Here is an 18,977-nt window from a genome sequence, read left to right on the forward strand (position 1 = left end):
AGCTCTGCAACATAGGTTGTCTCGGTACGTCGAGCGACGAAGTGGGCGGGGAAACGGATGAGTGATGAGAGACGGGTCGGCCTTCTGCGCCGGCACCGGGACTTCCGGCTGCTGTGGTGCGGGGAGACCGCGGGGAAGTTCGGCTCCTCCGTCACCTCCGTGGCGATGCCGCTGATCGCTGTCTCCACCCTGGATGCCACCACGCTGGAAGTCGGGGTGCTGAGCGCCTCCGCCTGGCTGCCGTGGCTGGTCATCGGGCTCCCCGCCGGGGCCTGGGTGGACCGGATGCGCCGCAGACCGGTCATGCTGACCGCCGCCGCGGTGTCCTTCCTGCTGTTCTCGGTGATTCCGGTCGCGGCGTGGACCGGCCGGCTGAGCGTCGGCCTGCTGGTGGTCATCGCGCTGCTGACGGGCACCGCCGCGGTGTTCTTCCAGACCGCCTACAGCGCCTATCTGCCCAGCATTCTCGCCCCCGAGGACCAGGCGGAGGGCAACGCGAAGCTGCACGGCAGCGCGTCAGCCGCGCAGCTCGCCGGTCTCGGTTCCGCCGGTCTGATCGGGCAGGTGGCGGGCGCGGTGAACGCGATGTTCGCCAACGCGGGGACGTTTCTCGTCTCCCTCGTCTGCCTGTTGGGCATCCGGCATCGCGAGCCACGCCGCGACCGGGCGGCCGTCCGCCCCAAAGCCCTGCTCGGCGAGGTCGGCGAAGGGCTGCGGCTGGTCGCCCGGGACCCCTGGATCCGCACCCTGACGCTGTTCGCAGCCACCTCGAACCTGGCGCTCATGGGCTATCAGTCGATCCAGGTCGTCTTTCTCGTCGACACCGTGGGCCTGGCGCCCGGAGCGGTCGGCGGAATCATCGCGGCCGCCGGCGCGGGGGGCATCGCCGGGGCGTTCATCGCACGCAGGGCAGCCGGCCGGATCGGGACCGCCCGCGCCACGCTGCTGTTCGAGCTGGGGTTCGCGATCTTCGCACTGCTCATCCCGACCGCCTCCGCCGGAGCCGGGCTCCTTCTCTTCGCCATCGGCGGATTCTTCGTGTCGGCGGGTGTGGTGGCCGGAAACGTCATCAAGGCGAGCTTCCAGCAGCGCTACTGCCCGCCGGAGCTCCTCGGGCGCCTCACGGCGAGCACATCCTTCCTCAACTACGGAACGATCCCGCTGGGCGCGCTGCTCGGCGGATGGCTGGGCACCGTCTTCGACCTCCGCACAGCCATGTGGATCACGACGGCCGGAGTACCGCTGGCCGCGCTCATCCTCGTCTTCTCCCCCATCGGGCGCGCGCGCGACCTGCCGACGGCCCCCGCATCAAGGCCCGGCAGGACGGTCCGGTCGGCCGCGGAAGCCGTCTGAAGACACGGCCGCGGCGGGGCAGCGGCACGGCTCGCTGCCCCGCGGAGGTTCAGAGCGCCCGGCCGGCGGGCTTGACCATGCCGCGCACGGTCCGGGAGTCCACGTACTCGCCCATCGCGGTCATCTCCCACTCGCCCGAGAACTGCTTGATGAACTTGGCCATCATCACGCCCGTGCGCGGCTCGGACTGGGTCAGATCGAAGCGGACCAGCTCCTCGCCTGTGCCCGCGTCAAGCAGCCGGCAGTAGGCCTTGGCGACATCGGTGAACTTCTGGCCGGAGAAGGAGTTCACCGTGAAGACCAGGCCGGTGACCTCCGCGGGCAGCCCGCCGAGGTGGACCGTGATGGTCTCGTCGTCGCCTCCGCCCTCGCCCGTGAGGTTGTCGCCGGAGTGCTGGATCGCGCCGTTCAGAATCGCGAGCTTGCCGAAGAAGCAGGCGTCGATCTTCTTGCGGTCCACGCCGAAGGCGATCACGGACGCGTCGAGGTCGATGTCCTTGCCGCGGTAGGCGGGCTCCCAGCCCAGGCCCATTTTGACCGAACTCAGCAGCGGCCGGCCGCCCTTGACCAGCGACACCGTCTGGTTCTTCTGGAGGTTGACGCGGCCCTTGTCGAGGTTGATCTTCCCCGCGCCGGGCGCCGGAGCCGCGGCGGCCGGGGGAGCGGCCGGGGGAGCGGGCGGCGGCGCGGTGGGCATCGGCGGGGGCTGGAAACCGGCGGGCGGGCCGGACGGCGGCGGCGCCTGTACGGGAGCGGGGGCCGGGGCCGCGGCGGGCTCCTCCACCGTCACACCGAAGTCGGTGGCGATGCCCGCCAGCCCGTTGGCATACCCCTGCCCGACCGCGCGGACCTTCCACACCCCATTGCGCCGGTACACCTCGACGACCACGAGCGCGGTCTCGGCGCCCAGCTGGGGCGGGGTGAAGGTGGCGATCACGGCCCCGTCGTCCGCGCCGCGCACGGTGGCCGTCGGCTCGGTGCCCGAGAACGTCGCCCCGGGCGCGTCCAGGCTCGCGGTCACCACGATCTTCTCGATGTCGCCCGGCACGGCGGCGGTGTCGACGGTGATCGTGTCACCCGCCCCGCCCGCGCCGGCGCGGTGGGTCACGCCGGGGCCGGCGGGCTGGTTGTAGAAGATGAAGTCGTCGTCGGAGCGCACCTTGCCGTTGGCGGTGAGCAGCAGGCCCGACACGTCCAGCCGCACCGGGGCGGTGACGTCCACCGCCACGCGCGCGACGGGCAGGGGGAGGTTCGAGCCGGAGGTCATAGCGGTCATGCCCGAGGTAACGAACGTCCCCGCTTTACGGTTCCTTGACCTGCGTCTCGATCCCGATCGCGGAGCAGCCCGTCGGCGGGTGTGGAGGTGCGGTCTCGTGGTCGCGGCGCTCCAGCTCCTCGCGGAGCCGGGCGAGCGAGCGGTGCAGCGTGCTTTTGACCGTTCCGATCGACGTGCCCAGGGCGACGGCCGTCTCCTCGGTGGACATCTGCTCCCAGTGCCGCAGCACGACGACAGTGCGCTGCTTCGGGGTGAGCACCTTCATGACGTCCATCAGCAGGGCTCGGTCGGCGTGCTGCTCGGTGAAGTCCCCGGTACTCGCGTCCGGTAACTGCTCGGTGGGGGACTCCTCCAGCCTCCTGGCCCGCCACCATTCCGTGCGAGTGTTGATCATGACGCGGCGCAGATAGGCGTCGGCGAGCTGCTTGTCCGCTATGCCGTCCCAGCGGTCGTACGTCCGGGCAAGCGCCGTCTGGAGAAGGTCCTGAGCGTCGAGCGGGTCGGGGACCAGGCGCCGGGCGGTGCGCAGCAGAGCGTTGTGCCGCCTTCGTACGTAATCCTCGAATTCCAGCGTCTCGCCAAGGTGCTCGCGCACATTCATGTCGGGTTCCTTTCGAGCGTGCGCGCGGGCGCCCGGCTGTGCCGAGCGCCCGCGTTGGTTCAGGACCGGTGCACGTCAGCTGTGGTCAGATGCCCTTGCCGCAGTGCCAGGAGGTGTCGTGCCAGTTGAGGTTGGCGATGCACACCCGGGACTTGTAGCCCGTGTGGTCCCAGTAGTAGCCGGTGGAGTCCTTGCGGTCCTTGACGATGTGCTGGCCGGAGATCATCTTGTAGGCCCCGCCGTTGTGCTTGCGCTGAAGGATCATGGCGCAGTCGGTGCCGCTCCAGGACTGGACGACGCCCTGGGCGAACCAGTGACCGTTGGTCTTCTTGGTGTTCATCCAGCCCTTGCAGGCGCCCCGCGTGACAACCGAGTCGGGCTCGTATCCGTCGATGTGGACGCCGTGCTGGGCCGACGCGGCGGCCGTCGGCCGGACTGTGCTCACTGCCTGGGCCGGAGCCGCCAGCGCGAGTCCGCCGGCCAGGGCCGCGGTCGCCATCGCCAAGGTGATGCTCTTCTGTGCGTTCACGATCTTGTCCTCTTTCTGTGGGCCAGGCCCCGATGGCTGCTGTCGTGCGAATGCGGTCGTCGTCCACCCCCGTGGGCTGCGTTCGTGATTCGCACGGTGTCGCTGTGGGGCGTTGCGTCTCCGAGTTCACCGGGGTCGGAATTGTTCGGCACCCCTGTTCCGCCACACCGAAAAATGAGGCCAGGGCCTTGGCCGCCACATCCCTGTCGGTCCCGCCCGCGATGATGGCCGCATGACCACCGCACCTGACGCGCTGCACGCCCTGGCCCGCACCCACCTGTCCGCCGAACTCGCCGACCGCTGGATCGCGTTGTCCCGCCCCGCCGCCCACCTCCGGAAGGCCGAGGCCGACGATCCGGTCGTCGGGCGGCTCGGCGGACTGCCCCGGCTGCCCGAGGGGGTGGACTGGCCGGTGTGGGAGGGGTGCGGGCCGCTGGCGTTCGTGGCGGAGGTCGACTGCGCCGCGCTGCCGAGGGAGCAGCTGGACATAGCGCTGCCCGCGGACGGCCGGCTCGCCTTCTTCTACTACGGCGACGAGGACGACGACGCACTTGTCGACACCGCCGATCCGGACACCTGGGTCGGGGCCCGGCTCCTCCACCTCCCGCCCGAGTCCGCCGACGCGCCCGAGCGGCCCGCTCCGGCGGGCCTCACCCCGTATCCGGAGGTGCCGCTGACCGTCCGCGTCGGCCCGAGCGCCCCCGACTTCGACTCGCTCGCGCTGACCGCGGCCTTCGGCGAGGACGAGCTTCCGGACGCGTTCAAGAGGGCGGTGTGGAATGACGAGAGCGGTGTCGCGCATCAGATCGGCGGCCACGCCCAGTCCGTCCAGACCGCCGTGGAGATCGTGGTGGCCCATGGCGCGCTGGGTGGCGAGGTGTCCTGGGAGGACCCGCGGATCGAGAAGGAGGCGGAGGGGTGGGTGCTGCTCGCGCAGCTCGACTCCGACGAGGACGCGGACATGATGTGGGGCGACAGCGGTGCGCTGTACTGGCTGATCCGCCCCGATGACCTCGCCGCGGGCCGTTTCGACAAGGCCATCTTCACCTGGCAGTGCTGTTGAGCTTCGTGGAGTCCGCGGCTGCCGCGTAGTGTCTGTCATGTCTGGGTAATGGGGGAGACATGCGGCGCTTCATCTATGTCTTCCTGGCGTTGTGCGGCCTGATTGCGGGCCTGGGCGTCCAGTCCATGACGCCCGCATTCGCCACGGATGTGTCAGGGGACGCCGGGCCGATCGCCAAGTCGGCCGGTCAGAAGTGGGCGCTCAAGTCGCTGGCGAACGGCAAATATGTCAGCGTTGAGATGAGTGACACCGGCGCGAACGAATGGCGGATGCGCGCGCGAAGCAGCACGGTCGGTTCGTGGGAGCGCTTCACTCTCCATACCAATCACTTCGCGAAGACGATCAGCCTCCGCTCCGAGGCCACCGGCTATTTCGCCACGGCTGAGTTCACCGATGCCGGCGAGCGCGAGGGAATGCTGCGCGCCAGGGGCGCCAATCTCGGGAGCTGGCAGCAGTACGAACCCAGCTGGTCCGCGCCGCCCGCGGGCGCACCGGCGGGTTCGTACGGGGTCACCCTCAAGAGCGTGGCCGACGGCTACGCCGACCGGTATTGGGCCGCGGGCGACGACGGCACCCTGCGCGCCACCGCCGCGAGCCCCGGCACCTGGGGCCGCTTCGTACTGGAGCCGGTCCCCGGCGGGGCCACCCTGCCGTCGGCGGGACCGACGGCCGCGCACAGTCTCAACGTCATGACCTGGAATGTCTGCGCCGACCATAACGCAAACTGCGGATGGTCCGCCGACCGCCCCGGATATGCCGAGTTCAACGAGCAGATCCGGGCCCGGCTCGCGGACCCGGTCGCTCATGAGATGCCGGATGTCATCTTCTTCCAGGAATTCTGCGAAAAATACGCGAAACACGTGGAGGAGATGCTGGAAGAGGCCACCCAGCGCGGATGGGACGTTCGGTTCGCTCCCATCCACAACCGTTTGAACGGGCCGCTCCTCCAGAAGCAGTGCGCCATGGGCCCTGCACCCGACAATGTGGACCGGGGATCCTTCGGCGTCGCCATCGCGGTGCCCGATGAGAACACCTTTTATGAACGCTACGACTTCACTTCCCCGCCCGGTAAGGAACAGCGCACCGCCCTGTGCGCGGCCATCCCCTCACGCGCGGTGATGGCCTGCACCGCCCACCTCAGCGCGGGCAAGGGATATGACGACAACACCGGCGAATGGCGCACCAAGCAGGCGAAAGAGCTGCGGAATCTGGCTGACAAATGGGAGGCGAAAGGATATCGGCCGGTGTTCGGCGGCGACCTGAATGTGGTGCCGCCGGTGCCCGAGGCCACGGAGGGCGAGGGAGGGCCCAGCACGGTGCTGATACCGGTGTACGACCGCTATCTGGAATGCAGCCAGCTGGGCGACCCCGATGCCCCGCGGTCCGGGGCACCGACCTCCAACGCCAACGCCCAGGGCAAGCCCATGCACAAGATCGACTACATCTTCGCGCCCAAGACGGCACGGTTCACCAGGTGCGCGGTGTCCGCGACCTCGGGCAAGTCCGATCACTGGACGCTCTACGGCACGGTGGCGCTCCCGGCCGCTTAGGCAGTGACCACGGCTTCGGTGCACTTCTCGGCGTCTCCCCTGACCACGCACACGCGCATGAGGTAGTTCCGGTCTTCGTCCAGGTCCCCCGTCGCCCAGGGGCTGGTGTAAGGCGAGTTGTGACCCCGAGTCGTGGCCTTGCGCCCGTCGTACGTGAGGACGGCCTCGATTCCGTACCCGTCCGCGTTGTCGTCGTGCACACGCATGGCGTCACCGGGGGCCCCGTTCCGCGGGTCCTGGCGCCACTCCGCGTATCCCGCGCTTACGCCTCCGGACAGATTGACCATGACGTTGCGCCCGTTGTCCAGCCATGTGGGGGTGAAAGAGAACTCGCCCAGGGAGGGGATGGCCGCCGCCGGCTCGGCACTGACGAGCGCGGTGCCGGCGAACACGGCGGCCGTACCGAGGACGACGCCGAGCCTCTTCCTCATGCGGTTCATGCTGCTCCTCCGTCTGCGGTGATTTGAGCGACGCGCTCAATGCTGACGTGAGAAGGCACTGGTGTCCTTAACGCTGCGTCTCCTCTTGCTTGGCGCAGCGTCCACACCCGCCGCACGGGCTCACCAGTTCGGCATCATCTCCTCGGGGTAGCGGGAGCCGGCCGCGCCGCGCGGCAGGATCTCCCGGATGCGGGCCAGGTCCTCGGGCGTGAGGGTGACCTGCGCGGCCGCCACGTTCTCCGCCAGGCGGTGCGGGCTGCGGGTGCCCGGGATCGGCACGATGTCCTCGCCCTGGGCCAGCAGCCAGGCCAGCGCCAGCTGGGTGACCGCGATGCCCTTGGCGTCGGCGAGGGCGGTGAGTTCCCGGACGGCGGCCAGGTTCTTCTCGTAGTTGCCGGGCTGCCAGCGATCGTCCCAGCTGCGCATGTCGTCCGCGGGGTACTCGGCGGCGGGCTTCACCGCGCTGGTGAGGAAGCCACGGCCCAGCGGCGAGTACGGCACGAAGCCGATCCCCAGCTCGCGCACCACCGGCAGCACCTCGACCTCCACGGCCCGCTCGAACACCGAGTACTCGGTCTGGAGCACCGACACCGGGTGCACGGCGTGGGCGCGCCGGATGATGTCGGGGCCCGCCTCGCTCAGCCCGAAGTAGCGCACCTTGCCTTCGGCGATCAGCTCGCCCACCGTCCCGGCCACGTCCTCGACGGGTACGTTCGGGTCGACCCGGTGCTGGTACAGCACGTCGATGCGGTCGGTGTCCAGGTAGCGCAGGCTGTTCTCGGTGACCGTGCGGATGCGTTCCGGGCGGCTGTCCATGGCGTGCCCGACCCTGCTGGGGTCGCTCAGGTCGAAGCCGAACTTGGTGGCGATGACGACCTCGTCGCGGAACCCCTTCACGGCCCGGCCGAGCAGCTGTTCGTTGCTGCCGGTGCCCATGCCGTAAAGCTCGGCGGTGTCGAAGAGGGTGACGCCGAGTTCATGGGCGCGGTGGATGGTGGCGATGCCGCCCTGCTCGTCCCCGGCGCCGTACGCCATCGTCATGCCCATGGTGCCCAGGCCGATCGCCCCGACCTCCAGGCCCTGGGTGCCGAGCCTGCGGTGCGGGAGGGCGGCGGGGTCGGTGGGGTCCGTGGGGTTGCTGTCGTGCTGTGTCATGCCGTCCACGGTAGGAACGCGGCCGCCGGGCGTCATGGGCCACAGATCGCATAGGATTGCCTGATCCTCTCACGAGAAGGGTGTGTCCCATGCTGGACGAGCTCGCCGCGGCCATCGACCGCCACGGGCGGGGCCTGTGGTCCGAGACTCCGGTGCCCCGGCTCCTGGTGGTCGCGGTCGACGAGCCGATCGACCCCGTCGACGTGCGGTACGACCCGATGATCTGCTTCATCGCCGACGGTGCCAAGCGCACTGTCGTGGGAGACCGCAGCTGGGTGACCCCGCCCGGGGAGATGCTCCTGAACACGCTCGACCTGCCCGTCACCGCCGTCTTCGAGAAGCTGCCGTACCGGTCCGTGATCATGCGGCTCGACGGCGCGGTCCTCGCCGAGCTGCTGCTGGAGCTCGACGGGTCAGGGCCGGAATCGCCCTCACCGGCGACCGTCGGCGGGCAGCTCAGCGCGCCGATGTCACCGGAACTCATCGACGCGGTCACCCGCTGGGTCCGGCTCCTCGAAACCCCCGACGACATCCGCCCCCTGGCCGCCCGTATCGAGAGCGAGATCCTCTACCGGCTGCTGCGCAGCCCGCTCGGCCCCGTCCTGCGCCAGTGGTCACTGGCCGACTCCGCCGCGTCCCGAGTGCGCGCGGCGGCCGCATGGATCTTCGCCCACTACGCCGAACCGCTCAGCATCGACCGGATCGCCGCCGTGGCCCACATGAGCCCCGCGACCCTGCACCGGCACTTCAAAGCCGCCACCGGCATGAGCCCGCTCAAGTTCCAGAAACACCTGCGGCTGCGGGAGGCGCGGCGGCGCCTGGTCGCGGGCAACACGACGGCGGCTCAGGCCGCCGAGGCGGTCGGGTACGTCAGCGCGACCCAGTTCAACCGCGAATACCGAAGCGTCTACGGACTGCCCCCCGGCCAGGACGCGGCCCGGCTACGCGCCTCGGTCCGGTCCTAGCCCGCCACCTCGTTGAAGGAAGATGCATGGACCTGCCACCGGTTCCCGCCAGTGTCACCAGCATGGTCATCTCCGGAAAGCTGCCGTCGGAGTTCGGTGCGTTCTTCACCCCTGCCGGAGAGCTGACCGACGAGGCGGACTGGTCCCATGTCGCGTCGGCCGTGGAGGCATATCTGGCGACCGCAGGCGAGGACGAGAACCTGCGAGGTGCCCTGGCGCTCGCCGGGGCGTACGGCTGGCTGGACTCCCTGGACGACGGCGCGGACCCGGACCAGATGGACGAGGACAGCGACCGGGCCATTGCACTGCTGCGGGAAGCCGAAGCCCACGGCATCGACGAGGACGAGACCGATGAGCTGTGGCGGTATGCCGAACACATAGGGAGCCTCGCGGCCGAGCTCAGCGACTACCTCGCGGAAATGGACGCCTATGTGGCCAAGCACGGGGCGACGCCGCAGGGGCGGCTGGACGCGAAGTTGAGGCAGGCGCACGAGCTCTACTCCGCCGGTGAGCGGGCCGCGGCAGTCGCGTTGTTCCGTGAGGTCGCCGAAATCGATCCCTGGGTCAGTGAGTTCAGTGGCTGTTTCGACCGCATCGACATCGGCTGGTGCCGTCTGCTGTACGACGCGGCCCAGGTCGAGGGCCCGGAGGCGGCACGGAAGATCTGGCAGGAAGCCAGGGTGCATCACCGGGCCGCGAGGTTTCCCATCACGATGCACGCCTGGCCATTGGTCGAGATGCTGTTGGGCACGGGGGTGCCGGACATCATCGAGGTGATCATTCACGAGTGGCTGGACGCCGCGATCGAGGACGGAAGGGGGGAAGTGCCGGTGACCGAGGATGAGCACCGCATCTACGAGCTCGCCCTGGCCGAACTCGAAGGATCACCTGGCCGCTAGCGAACGGTTCGGCAGGTGCCGAAGTGTTGGGGCATGATGGAGGCGTGACCGATTCCCCTCCGCCCGCCGCCCGCCTCGCTGCCCTTGCCGCCGCCATGGCTGACGAGACCAGAGCCGCCATGTGTATGGCTCTGCTCGAAGGGCGGGCATGGAGCGCGGGAGAGCTGTCCCGGATCACCGGGGTGACCCCCTCCACCGCGAGCGGGCACCTGACCCGCCTGCTGGACGCCGGTATCTGCGTGACCGAGCGGCAGGGCCGCCACACGTACGTACGGATCGCCGACGCGGAAACCGCGCGCCTCGTCGACTCCCTCGCCTCACACGCCATCCCCGGCCGGGACGCGCCGTACACGGTGCCGGTCGTCGCCGCGTCCGACCCGCTGGCCCGCGCGCGGACCTGCTACGACCACTTCGCGGGGCGGCTCGGCATGGCGATCACCGACGCCATGGCCGAGCGCGGGCTGCTGTACACGGAGGGGGCGTTCGAGCTGACCGACGCGGGGCGGGAGTGGTGTGCCCGCGCGGGCGTCGACCTGGAGTCGGAGTACCGGGGCCGCCGGCCGATCGCCAGCTCCTGCCTGGACTGGACCGAGCGCCGCCGCCATCTGGGTGGAGTGGTCGGCGCCCGGCTGTGCGGCGTGGCGTTGCGCCGGGAGTGGGTGGCGAGGACGGAAGACGGCGGGCGGGCGCTGCGAGTGACGGACGACGGGGAGGCGGCCTTCGGTGAGCTGCTGGGGCTCGCGCCGGACGCCTGGCAGTGATCCGGCGCAACTTTTCACCGTCGAATATTTCGGTGGACACCAAAATGTTCGGCCCTTAGGCTGCGCACATGAGTTCCCGCCTCGCCTCTCCCGGCGTCCTCACGGCCGGCGCCGCCACCTTCTCCGTGCTCGCCTGGGCGTCCGCCTTCGTCTCCATCCGCAGCGCGGGCGCCGCGTACTCCCCGGGCGCGCTCGCACTCGGCCGGTTGCTCGCCGCCTCGCTGGTGCTGTTCGCCCTGGTGGCGATACGCCGCGAGGGGCTGCCGCCCCGGGGCGCCTGGCGCGGCATCCTCGTCTCCGGAGTGGTCTGGTTCGGCGGCTACATGGTCGCCCTGAACTGGGGCGAGCGACTGGTCGACGCCGGTACGGCGGCCCTCCTGGTCAACATCGGACCGATCCTGATGGCCCTCCTCGCGGCCCGGCTGCTCGGCGAAGCGCTGCCGCCACGGCTGCTCGCCGGAATGGCGGTCTCCTTCGGTGGTGCGGTGGTGGTCGGCCTGTCGACCTCGTCCGGCCACGAGGGCGGCACCTCGGTGCTCGGCGTGGCGCTGTGCCTCCTCGCGGCCATGGCGTACGCGACCGGCGTGGTCGCCCAGAAGCCCGCGCTCGGGTACGGGACTCCGCTCCAGATCACGGCGTACGGCTGCCTCGTCGGTACGGTGGCCTGCCTCCCCTTCGCCGGGCAACTGGCCACCGAACTGCCGGACGCCCCCACCTCCGCGACGCTCAACATGCTCTACCTCGGCGTGGTGCCCACCGCCCTCGCCTTCACCACCTGGACCTACGCCCTCGCCCGCATGCCCGCCAGCCGACTGGGCGCGACGACCTACGCCGTCCCGGCCATCGTGGTCCTGCTGAGCTGGGCGTTCCTCGACGAGGTGCCCGCGTGGCTGACCCTCCTCGGTGGCGCGCTGTGCCTGACCGGCGTGGCCGTCTCCCGCTCCCGCCCCCGTCCGTCCCGCGCGTCTGCTCCTGCTCCGCAGGCCACCGAGTCCGGGCCCGAGCCCGCCCCCGCCGACGTGCAGTGACTTTGTGGTGAGTATGAGACACCGACACGCCGTGGCATCGGCGTGTCGTCGTCTCATACTCACCACAAACCCGGTATCAGCAGGAGTCCGGCGGCTTGGTGCCGGTCGAGACCTCGGCCCACACGGTCTTCCCGGGCGCGTCGCCTGGCCGGGGCTCGACGGCCCAGCGCTCGGCGAGCTGCGAGACGAGGTACAGGCCACGGCCGGTTTCCGCGTCCAGGGCGGCGGTTCCGAGCGCAGGCTGCTTCTCGGCGCGGGTGTCCGACACCTCGATCCGGATCACGGGCTTGGGGCTGGTGGGCGGCACGGTCACGCGTACGTGGAAGTCGCGCCCGGGGACGCGGCCGTGGCGTACGGCGTTGGCGGCCAGCTCGCTCGTGATGAGGGTGGCGGTCTCGTTGGGGCCGGAATCGTACGGGTAGCCCCACGCGGCGAGCCGGTGCGATACGAGCCGCCGGGCGAGGCGCGCGCCGCGTGGAGTCGCGGTGAAGCGCATGGCGAACTCGCCTGGTGCCGGAGGGAACTGTTCCGGGCGTGTACCTCGTGAGGGGGCATTTTCGGTCGTCATGGGAGCCAGCCTTGTGCGCTTGTGCCTAGCCTGACCAGGAAGCGCGCGTGTACGGACAGTGCCTGTACGAACACGCGAAGTGTGATGGGAGGGGTGTGACATGGCAGGTACGGAGCGGTCCGCGTTCCTGAGGGGCTTCGGTAAGCAGCTGAAGCTGTTCCGGGAACGCGCCGGGCTCACTCGGGCGGAATTGGGGTCGCTTATCGGGTACAGCGTGGACCAGGTGGCGTCGGTCGAGTGCGGGCGGCGTATCCCCAAGCCGGAGCTGGTCGACAAGGCCGATGAGGTGCTGGACGCCGGAGGCGTGCTGACGGCGATGAAGGAGGAGCTGGCGCAGGCGCGGTATCCGGCGTTCTTCCGCGATGCGGCGCGGTTGGAGGCGGTGGCGGCTGAGGTGCAGATTTACGCACATCTGGCCGTGCCCGGGTTGTTGCAGACGGAGGACTACGCGCGAGCCGTACTCGGGATGCGGCGTCCACTGCTGGATGAAGAGATCGTCGAACAGCGTGTAGCCGCGAGGATGGAGCGGCAGGCGATTTTCGGCGCACGACCGGCGCCCCTCTTGGGCTTCGTTGTCGAGGAGTCCGTTCTGCGGCGGCCGATTGGCGGTGTGCAGGTACTGCGTGGGCAGTTGGAACACCTGCTCCTGGTCGGGGAGAGGCGCAACGTGGAAGTCCAGGTGATGCCTCTGGGGCGGGAAGACAGCGCTGGCCTGGACGGGCCGTTCACCCTGATGACTCCCAGGGGCGGCGAGCAACTTGCGTATCTTGAGGGTCAGGGGCGCAGCGCTCTGCTCACTGACCGGGAAGATGTCCACATCATCGCCGCCCGATATGGGATCATCCGGGCCCAGGCTCTCAACCCACGAGAGTCGTCCATCTTCATCGAGAAGTTGCTGGGGGAGCTATGAGCGGAGACATACGCGAGTTGGTCTGGTTCAAGAGCAGCTACAGCGGCAGCGAGGGCGGCGAGTGCGTCGAGGTCGCCACCCGCCCCGACACCGTCCACGTCCGGGACAGCAAGAACACCACCGGCCCGATCCTGGCCGTCACCCCCGACGCGTGGACCCAGTTCGTAGGGTTCGCCGCACACCGCTAAAACTCGTCCGAGAGACGGCGCGGGCCACCGCTGACGCGGGGCCCGCGCCGACGGGTTCTGAAGGTGCTGCCCGGCTCATTTACAGGACTTGACCATTCGCATATTGGTGATCTTGACCAGCGGAATCACAGCCAGTTCATGGCTTCCGGGGCTCTTGAGCCTGAGGTAGCCGCCATCCGCCGACCGCAGCGTTCCGCAACTGGACCGTCCCTGGTGACGCACCTTCAGGTAGGCAGGCTTCTGTTCTTTGGCGTCGGCGGCGGGCGCCCACCAGGTGACCACGATGCCGGCGAGTAGGAGGGCCAGCGCGACGGCAACGAGGTACTGCGCGCGCCGGACGCGGGTGGCGGCCGCGTTGGCCAGGGCGACCTGGTATGCGGCGACGGAACTGTATGCGCGATGAATGGCAGCCAGCGTGGTCGCTCTGGGCCGAGTACCGGCCTGAGCCGCGAGCGCCTGCCACAGCCCGAGGATCGCGGCGAGCAGCCCGCCGCCGATGAGCAGGGTGACAGCCATCCGCCATCCTGTGGACAAGACACCTGTCGTATCGCGCCCCTTGATCACGATGCCCGTGGTAACCAGGGTGACGAAGGCTGAGAGCCCGTTTCTCCAGGTCTCGGCGCTTGCGCGGACCACGTCCAGGGACGTGGCCGACATGGCGGCAAAGGCGTCCCGCTCGGCGAGGTCGGAGGCTGATGGGCTGCTTGTCGGCCGCCTGGGCCGGTACGCGGTCATGTCTGTCCCTGATGAGCGGCTGGGTCGCTTTCGGCTTCCAGCTCCACCCGGAAGCTGACTCCGCAACCCATCGACCCCTCAGGGGCGTTGGGGTGCTGCACACCGCAGTGACACGTGACATCGACGACCACAAAGGGCGGTTCCCCGCCCGAAGACTCCTCGGCGGCCGTGCCGCGGGACGTGATGAAGTCGCTGACCGCTGTCAGGACTTGCCTGTCGTCCAGCAGCCCCGCGCACCGAGGACAACTTCCCCAAACCCGGGAGCTCAGCACGCCTCCGGCGAAACTGATCTCGGCGTGGAGGAGGTCCTGCTGCAACAGGTCGTAGGCCTTGTCGGTCCATACGAAGTCCGAGGATCGTTCCCAAGGTTCACTGCTCTTGTGCTCAGACGTCGGCATCCTGTGATCGCCCCCAACTGACTTGCCGTCCGTTCGTGTGCAACCTGGCACCGGTAGAGTAGATGCCGTGCGCGAGCGGCTCATTACGGCGCTTCTCTCCCGGGCGGCGCAGTTCAGGGATCGGGGGGATACGTCGGCGCTGTTCGATGATGCGGCGCTGGACGAGGCGAATGAGCTCGAGGCGCTCATGATCCGGGACGGTGGCTCAGGCCAACGCATCGTCTCCTTCGAGGCGCTTGACGCGCTCGTGGAGTTCTATATGACGCGGCACGCTTCCCGTTCGGACAGCGATTCGTACGCCGACCTCGGCCATGGGGTGAGGCTACTTCTGCTCAGGGCTGAGCTGGATCCGGCTGGCGCGCCGGCGGAATTCTACGAGGCCGTCGCCACCCTCGACCGACGGGCCGCCGAGACACGCGACAAGGCAAGGCGGCTGTACCAGGAGTACGAGCGAACGCGGGACATCAAGACCCTCGACGAGACCGTGACGTGTTTCCGCCGTGCCCTCGAACTCTCGATCAGTGGACTCGATGTGCCGGGCCTGCCGCTGGCCCAGCTTGCCGGCGTTCTGTGGACCCGGTTCCGACACACCGGGCAGTCGCACGATCTTGACGAGGCCATTGAGCTCCGTCAGCTTTCGCTCGAGTCCACGGCCAAGGAGAATCCGGAGCTGTCTCGCCGTCTGACGTTGCTGTGCGAGTCGCTGTTGTCCCGCTACGAACATGGCGGTGCGCTGACCGATCTGGAGCAGGCCGTGCTCGCCGGACGCCAGGCGGTGGTCGAAACGCAGCCCGGACATCGTCACCGGGCGTCCCGGATGAATCGTCTGGCGTCGGCATTGTTCCTTCGCTACGAGCGCACGGACACCCTGTCCGACCTTGATGAGGCAATAGAGCTGGGCCTGACTGCCTTCGAAGCAGCGAGTCCCGAGGACCCTGACCTCGGCCGCTACACGACCACACTGAGAGAGTGCTTACTGACGCGCTACGACCTGCTGGGAGACACCGCCGATCTGGACACTTCCGTTGAGATCATGGAGAGGGTGCTTGCCGAAGCCCCCGACACCCGCCGAGCGCGGTTTCTGACCCAGCTCGGGGCGGCCCTGTACTTCCGATACGAGCGGACTGGGGATCCGTCGGATATCGACAGGGCCATCCGTGTCGAGGAGGAGGCCTTGGCCGCGATTGCGGAGCGCGACGACGATCGGGGACGCATTTTGGGAAATCTCGCAGCCTCATACCGAGTCAGGTACGAACTGCGCAGGTCACCTGAGGATCTCGAAGCAGCCATTCGACTTGGCACCGAGGCGGTCTCCGCCCCAGAGGACAACCCATTCGCCTTGTCCGGCCTCAGCCTGGCCCTCATTTTGAGGTTCGAGCACACTTGGGAACCGGCGGACCTGGACCGTGCCATCCGACTGGCGACCGAGGCGGTCGCGGCGTACCCGCCTGGCTCACCGGGGCCCTACCGTGCCATGGCCATATCTCACCTCATCCAGGCCCTGCTGACTCGTCTGCGGCAGGGCTTCGGTACGGAGGGCCTCGACGAGGTGATCACGTGGGCGCGTGAGGCCGTGGCGGCGGCGCCGCGCAACCACCCCGACGTGGGGCTCCATCAATCAATGCTCGCTGATCTGCTGCTGAGCCGCTTCCGACGCGAGGAATCACCAGCAGACCTCAAGGAAGCCATCGACGCCGCCGAACAGGCCGTAGCCGTCACGTCCAAGACGCATCGTTGGTACTGGGAACTTCTGGGGCGTCTCGCCGAGGTGCTCGGCGTCGGTGTCGATGTCCTCGAGCGGGAAGAGAGTTCGGACCTTGATCGTGCCGTGGCCCTCACCCGGGAGGCTGTCGCAGCGGCGCGCGGCGACGACATCGGGCTTTCAAGGGCTTGGCAGAGCCTCGGTGAAGCCCTGAGGCATCGATACCAGCACGAGCGCGACCCCGCCGATCTACGCGAGGCCATCAGGTGCTGCCGCCACGCTGCGGACATTACCGTCGCCACGCTGCCGGACCGCATCAAAAGCTGCGCTACCTGGGGACGGGCCGCTGTCGCACTCGGCGACTACGTTCTCGCGGCAGAGGGGTATGGCCGGGCCGTGCTTCTCCTGCCACAACTGGCGTGGCACGGACTCAGCGGCAGGGCACGAGAGAATCATTTGACCGAATGGTCTGGGCTCGCTTCCGCTGCGGCTGCCTGCTGCATACTGGCCGGCGAGCCGGAGCGTGCCGTCGAGATTCTCGAACAGGGCCGGACGATCATCCAGAACCAGTCGCTCCACACCCGGGGTGACCTGACGGATCTGGAGAAGAAGGCTCCAACGCTGGCAGCCGACCTGATGCGCGTACGCCAGCTGTTGGACGCCCGACAGCCTTTTGCGAGTACCAACTCGGCCCAAACACACAAGGACAGCGCACTGTCTCCGTTACCACACGAACTATTGGCGCAGGAGCGTGCCGAGCTGTGTCGTGAATGGGATGATCTCGTCGCTCAAGTTCGCCGTCTGGAAGGGTTCGAGCGTTTTCTGGCCCCGGTGCCGTTCGACGAACTGAGACGTGCGGCTACCCGGGGGGCGGTCGTTATCATCAACGTGAGCGAGATCGCCTGCCACGCTCTCTTGCTCAGAGACGCTACCGCGCCGGTCGAGGTCATCGACCTGCCGGACCTTGCTCAGGCCGATGTGGCGGGGCAGGTGGTGGCGTTCCTCAACGTACTGCTCTCACGACGTGAGCAGCGCAGGCGTCCCTTTCTGCGCCGGGAAGCCGACCGTCATGCTGTGCACGACGTGCTGGACTGGTTGTGGGATCGGATAGCGGGGCCGGTGCTGGACCACCTCGGCCCCTCGGACACCGCGGACGGGCTGCCGCCGCGCGTGTGGTGGTGTCCCACTGGCCGGCTTGCTCTGCTGCCGCTGCACGCCGCCGGACACCACCCTCGGCATCGTTCCGCCTCCGCCGAGGCAGCCCGGGTGGCCGGGGTTCGTGCTGTGCCCGATCTTGTCGTCTCCTCGTATACGCCGACACTCACGGCCCTGCGTCGCGCCCACGATGATCAGCAGGAAAGCCCGCCATTCGACGGGTTGTTGGCCATTGGCATGCCGGAAACTCCGGGTCAGCCGTCGCTGCCGGGAGTGGAGCGTGAACTGGGTGAACTCCACGCCCGCCTCCCGAAGGTCTCGATCACGCCCCCACTGATTGGGCGGAGGGCCACACGCGAGGCGGTACTGCAAGCTCTGGGCCAGAGTCCGTGGGTCCACTTTGCCTGCCATGCCGAGCAGAACCTCATGGACGCGTCGCAGAGTTCTTTCCTGCTGTACGACGGGCGGCTCACTCTGGCTGAACTCCACGGGCTGCATCTACCGCACGCCGAACTGGCGTATTTGTCAGCGTGTGACACAGCCGCCGGAGGTGTGAACGTGCCCGACGAGGCGATGCACCTGGCCGCGACGATGCAGTTGGCCGGGTACCGGCATGTGATCGCGACGATGTGGAGCATCTACGACAGCTCGGCCCCGGATGTGGCTACCGCCGTCTATGCCGCTCTCCACCGCGACGGTCGCCCGGATGCCCGCAACGCCGCTCGCGCACTTCATAATTCTGTGGCCGCGCTTCGTCTGAACGACCCGACAGATCCGTTGCGATGGGCCGCGTATGTGCACGTAGGCCCATGATCTTGGGGATTTCACAGGCCAGTGCGGGTTGTGCGGGGCGTGTGCGGCAACTGGTCGGCGTCAGCCGAGCGTGAGCCACTGGATACCGAGCCGCTCGACCCGCGCGGTCTCCGCCGCGTCGAGCGCCGCGCGACCCGTGGCCTTGCGCAGGAAGGTGGGCTCGTCCCAGCCCAGTGCACGTACGGCGTCCAACTGGCCGGGCCCGAGCAGAAGGTGCCGCACAACCATCCCGGCCTCCGCAGTCAGCCACGGTTCGCATCCCAGCGCATCCGCCACGTCCAGGCCGTGAACCGCGACCTCCACCACCCGGGTGATCAGGAACTCCGAGAGCAGCATCGCGTCGCCGTGGCGCGTCCGCACGACACGGTTTTCCGGTTGGTCCCGGCACAACCGGTCCACCCGCTGCCACGTTGCGGCGAAGTCGTCGGCGAGAGCGGCGCCGTTGGCGTGCTCTGCCGCGTGGTTGCGGGCCAGGTCGATGCGGGTGGCGTTCGTCTGCGGGCTGAACCGATCGTCCGGCCTGTAATACCCCACCGCAGTGACCTCGGCGCTGTCCGGAGCCGGGCTGTCCAGCATCTGCGGAAGCCAGGCGATCACGATCCGCACATGCCCCAGCAACTCGCGAACGGACCAGGGCTCACACCGTGTTGGGCGATCCCACTCGGCCTCCGACAGACCGGCAACAGCCTTCGTGAGTTCCCCGGCTTCGAGGCGGAACGCTTCCAGCACCTGGTTCTGATCCATGCCGGTCAAGCTCACGACAAAAGGCAAGGAGAACACTCTCCCCGCCACTATCAACCTATAGCTCATGGGGGGCCTTGCGGCAAGGCCCCGGTCGTGGCGCAGAATCCTCGGCCGAGGCCAGAACGTTCCATCTCATGGCATGGG

The 18,977-nt window shown here is 68.7% G+C and carries 18 protein-coding genes; 10 read left to right on the top strand and 8 right to left on the bottom strand.

The genetic code is table 11. The features are described from left to right. Window positions 1-57 precede the first annotated feature (57 nt). Window positions 58-1,353, top strand: a complete 1,296-nt coding sequence (locus tag ACH4S9_RS07320) for an MFS transporter (RefSeq protein WP_385339518.1) — start codon at window positions 58-60, stop codon at window positions 1,351-1,353. Window positions 1,354-1,402: 49 nt separating this feature from the next. Here ACH4S9_RS07320 and ACH4S9_RS07325 read toward each other — a convergent pair whose 3' ends face one another. The 3 genes from ACH4S9_RS07325 to ACH4S9_RS07335 all read right to left on the bottom strand — a co-directional run bounded on the left by ACH4S9_RS07325 (window position 1,403) and on the right by ACH4S9_RS07335 (window position 3,759). Continuing rightward, the gene (locus ACH4S9_RS07325; protein WP_311724927.1) at window positions 1,403-2,629 is read right to left on the bottom strand and encodes a TerD family protein; all 1,227 of its coding nucleotides are present in this window, start codon (window positions 2,627-2,629) and stop codon (window positions 1,403-1,405) included. A gap of 25 nt (window positions 2,630-2,654) precedes the next feature. After that, window positions 2,655-3,230: a SigE family RNA polymerase sigma factor gene (locus ACH4S9_RS07330; RefSeq protein ID WP_398370301.1), complete on the bottom strand. Its 576-nt coding sequence runs from the start codon at window positions 3,228-3,230 to the stop codon at window positions 2,655-2,657. An 85-nt stretch (window positions 3,231-3,315) separates the two neighbouring features. Beyond that, window positions 3,316-3,759, bottom strand: a complete 444-nt coding sequence (locus tag ACH4S9_RS07335; RefSeq protein WP_398370303.1) for a hypothetical protein — start codon at window positions 3,757-3,759, stop codon at window positions 3,316-3,318. Window positions 3,760-3,991: 232 nt separating this feature from the next. Between ACH4S9_RS07335 and ACH4S9_RS07340 the strand changes: the two genes are divergently transcribed. Both ACH4S9_RS07340 and ACH4S9_RS07345 read left to right on the top strand, forming a co-directional pair. Continuing rightward, window positions 3,992-4,822: a YwqG family protein gene (locus ACH4S9_RS07340; protein WP_398370305.1), complete on the top strand. Its 831-nt coding sequence runs from the start codon at window positions 3,992-3,994 to the stop codon at window positions 4,820-4,822. A gap of 59 nt (window positions 4,823-4,881) precedes the next feature. Further along, window positions 4,882-6,372 (top strand): endonuclease/exonuclease/phosphatase family protein, encoded by a 1,491-nt coding sequence (locus ACH4S9_RS07345; RefSeq protein ID WP_398370307.1) that lies wholly within the window; start codon window positions 4,882-4,884, stop codon window positions 6,370-6,372. On the opposite strand, the gene ACH4S9_RS07350 is transcribed toward ACH4S9_RS07345, so the two are convergent. Both ACH4S9_RS07350 and ACH4S9_RS07355 read right to left on the bottom strand, forming a co-directional pair. Next, window positions 6,369-6,812, bottom strand: a complete 444-nt coding sequence (locus ACH4S9_RS07350; protein ID WP_311724932.1) for a hypothetical protein — start codon at window positions 6,810-6,812, stop codon at window positions 6,369-6,371. The genes ACH4S9_RS07345 and ACH4S9_RS07350 overlap by 4 nt on opposite strands. 120 nt (window positions 6,813-6,932) lie before the next feature. Then, on the bottom strand, window positions 6,933-7,967 hold the full coding sequence (locus ACH4S9_RS07355) for an aldo/keto reductase (RefSeq protein WP_311724933.1): 1,035 nt from the start codon (window positions 7,965-7,967) through the stop codon (window positions 6,933-6,935). An 89-nt stretch (window positions 7,968-8,056) separates the two neighbouring features. On the opposite strand from ACH4S9_RS07355, the gene ACH4S9_RS07360 reads away from it, so the two are divergent. The 4 genes from ACH4S9_RS07360 (at window position 8,057) to ACH4S9_RS07375 (ending at window position 11,620) form a co-directional block, all read left to right on the top strand. Next, window positions 8,057-8,932, top strand: coding sequence for an AraC family transcriptional regulator N-terminal domain-containing protein (locus ACH4S9_RS07360; protein ID WP_398370310.1), 876 nt, complete (start codon window positions 8,057-8,059; stop codon window positions 8,930-8,932). Between the two features lie 26 nt (window positions 8,933-8,958). Next, window positions 8,959-9,831, top strand: coding sequence for a hypothetical protein (locus tag ACH4S9_RS07365; RefSeq protein WP_398370314.1), 873 nt, complete (start codon window positions 8,959-8,961; stop codon window positions 9,829-9,831). A gap of 95 nt (window positions 9,832-9,926) precedes the next feature. Continuing rightward, window positions 9,927-10,592: an ArsR/SmtB family transcription factor gene (locus ACH4S9_RS07370; RefSeq protein ID WP_398370550.1), complete on the top strand. Its 666-nt coding sequence runs from the start codon at window positions 9,927-9,929 to the stop codon at window positions 10,590-10,592. Window positions 10,593-10,660: 68 nt separating this feature from the next. After that, window positions 10,661-11,620 carry a DMT family transporter gene (locus ACH4S9_RS07375; protein ID WP_398370316.1) on the top strand — a complete coding sequence of 320 codons (960 nt, stop codon included), beginning with the start codon at window positions 10,661-10,663 and terminating at the stop codon, window positions 11,618-11,620. A gap of 76 nt (window positions 11,621-11,696) precedes the next feature. Here ACH4S9_RS07375 and ACH4S9_RS07380 read toward each other — a convergent pair whose 3' ends face one another. Beyond that, window positions 11,697-12,116, bottom strand: coding sequence for an ATP-binding protein (locus ACH4S9_RS07380; protein ID WP_361183648.1), 420 nt, complete (start codon window positions 12,114-12,116; stop codon window positions 11,697-11,699). Between the two features lie 172 nt (window positions 12,117-12,288). Between ACH4S9_RS07380 and ACH4S9_RS07385 the strand changes: the two genes are divergently transcribed. Further along, on the top strand, window positions 12,289-13,098 hold the full coding sequence (locus ACH4S9_RS07385) for a Scr1 family TA system antitoxin-like transcriptional regulator (protein WP_385339537.1): 810 nt from the start codon (window positions 12,289-12,291) through the stop codon (window positions 13,096-13,098). Beyond that, window positions 13,095-13,286 (top strand): DUF397 domain-containing protein, encoded by a 192-nt coding sequence (locus ACH4S9_RS07390; RefSeq protein WP_385339540.1) that lies wholly within the window; start codon window positions 13,095-13,097, stop codon window positions 13,284-13,286. Before ACH4S9_RS07385 ends, ACH4S9_RS07390 begins: the two co-directional genes overlap by 4 nt. 75 nt (window positions 13,287-13,361) lie before the next feature. On the opposite strand, the gene ACH4S9_RS07395 is transcribed toward ACH4S9_RS07390, so the two are convergent. Next, complete coding sequence (locus tag ACH4S9_RS07395) at window positions 13,362-14,021, bottom strand: hypothetical protein (RefSeq protein ID WP_398370319.1); 660 nt, start codon at window positions 14,019-14,021, stop codon at window positions 13,362-13,364. A 465-nt stretch (window positions 14,022-14,486) separates the two neighbouring features. Here ACH4S9_RS07395 and ACH4S9_RS07400 point away from each other — a divergent pair, with 465 nt between their 5' ends. Further along, entirely contained in the window at window positions 14,487-18,089 is a 3,603-nt protein-coding gene (locus ACH4S9_RS07400) for a CHAT domain-containing protein (protein WP_398370321.1), read from the top strand. A gap of 60 nt (window positions 18,090-18,149) precedes the next feature. Here ACH4S9_RS07400 and ACH4S9_RS07405 read toward each other — a convergent pair whose 3' ends face one another. Continuing rightward, window positions 18,150-18,833 (bottom strand): maleylpyruvate isomerase N-terminal domain-containing protein, encoded by a 684-nt coding sequence (locus ACH4S9_RS07405; RefSeq protein WP_398370323.1) that lies wholly within the window; start codon window positions 18,831-18,833, stop codon window positions 18,150-18,152. Window positions 18,834-18,977 lie beyond the last annotated feature (144 nt).

Source organism: Streptomyces sp. NPDC021225, from assembly GCF_044332865.1.
Lineage (GTDB): Bacteria > Actinomycetota > Actinomycetes > Streptomycetales > Streptomycetaceae > Streptomyces.

Excerpts from the sequence above, each read along its gene's own strand:
- ACH4S9_RS07320 (WP_385339518.1), top strand. The coding sequence starts at position 58 with ATGAGTGATGAGAGACGGGTCGGCCTTCTGCGCCGGCACCGGGACTTC.
- ACH4S9_RS07325 (WP_311724927.1), bottom strand. The coding sequence starts at position 2,629 with ATGACCGCTATGACCTCCGGCTCGAACCTCCCCCTGCCCGTCGCGCGC.
- ACH4S9_RS07330 (WP_398370301.1), bottom strand. The coding sequence starts at position 3,230 with ATGAATGTGCGCGAGCACCTTGGCGAGACGCTGGAATTCGAGGATTAC.
- ACH4S9_RS07340 (WP_398370305.1), top strand. The coding sequence starts at position 3,992 with ATGACCACCGCACCTGACGCGCTGCACGCCCTGGCCCGCACCCACCTG.
- ACH4S9_RS07345 (WP_398370307.1), top strand. The coding sequence starts at position 4,882 with ATGCGGCGCTTCATCTATGTCTTCCTGGCGTTGTGCGGCCTGATTGCG.
- ACH4S9_RS07350 (WP_311724932.1), bottom strand. The coding sequence starts at position 6,812 with ATGAACCGCATGAGGAAGAGGCTCGGCGTCGTCCTCGGTACGGCCGCC.
- ACH4S9_RS07355 (WP_311724933.1), bottom strand. The coding sequence starts at position 7,967 with ATGACACAGCACGACAGCAACCCCACGGACCCCACCGACCCCGCCGCC.
- ACH4S9_RS07360 (WP_398370310.1), top strand. The coding sequence starts at position 8,057 with ATGCTGGACGAGCTCGCCGCGGCCATCGACCGCCACGGGCGGGGCCTG.
- ACH4S9_RS07365 (WP_398370314.1), top strand. The coding sequence starts at position 8,959 with ATGGACCTGCCACCGGTTCCCGCCAGTGTCACCAGCATGGTCATCTCC.
- ACH4S9_RS07370 (WP_398370550.1), top strand. The coding sequence starts at position 9,927 with ATGGCTGACGAGACCAGAGCCGCCATGTGTATGGCTCTGCTCGAAGGG.
- ACH4S9_RS07375 (WP_398370316.1), top strand. The coding sequence starts at position 10,661 with ATGAGTTCCCGCCTCGCCTCTCCCGGCGTCCTCACGGCCGGCGCCGCC.
- ACH4S9_RS07380 (WP_361183648.1), bottom strand. The coding sequence starts at position 12,116 with ATGCGCTTCACCGCGACTCCACGCGGCGCGCGCCTCGCCCGGCGGCTC.
- ACH4S9_RS07385 (WP_385339537.1), top strand. The coding sequence starts at position 12,289 with ATGGCAGGTACGGAGCGGTCCGCGTTCCTGAGGGGCTTCGGTAAGCAG.
- ACH4S9_RS07390 (WP_385339540.1), top strand. The coding sequence starts at position 13,095 with ATGAGCGGAGACATACGCGAGTTGGTCTGGTTCAAGAGCAGCTACAGC.
- ACH4S9_RS07395 (WP_398370319.1), bottom strand. The coding sequence starts at position 14,021 with ATGACCGCGTACCGGCCCAGGCGGCCGACAAGCAGCCCATCAGCCTCC.
- ACH4S9_RS07405 (WP_398370323.1), bottom strand. The coding sequence starts at position 18,833 with ATGGATCAGAACCAGGTGCTGGAAGCGTTCCGCCTCGAAGCCGGGGAA.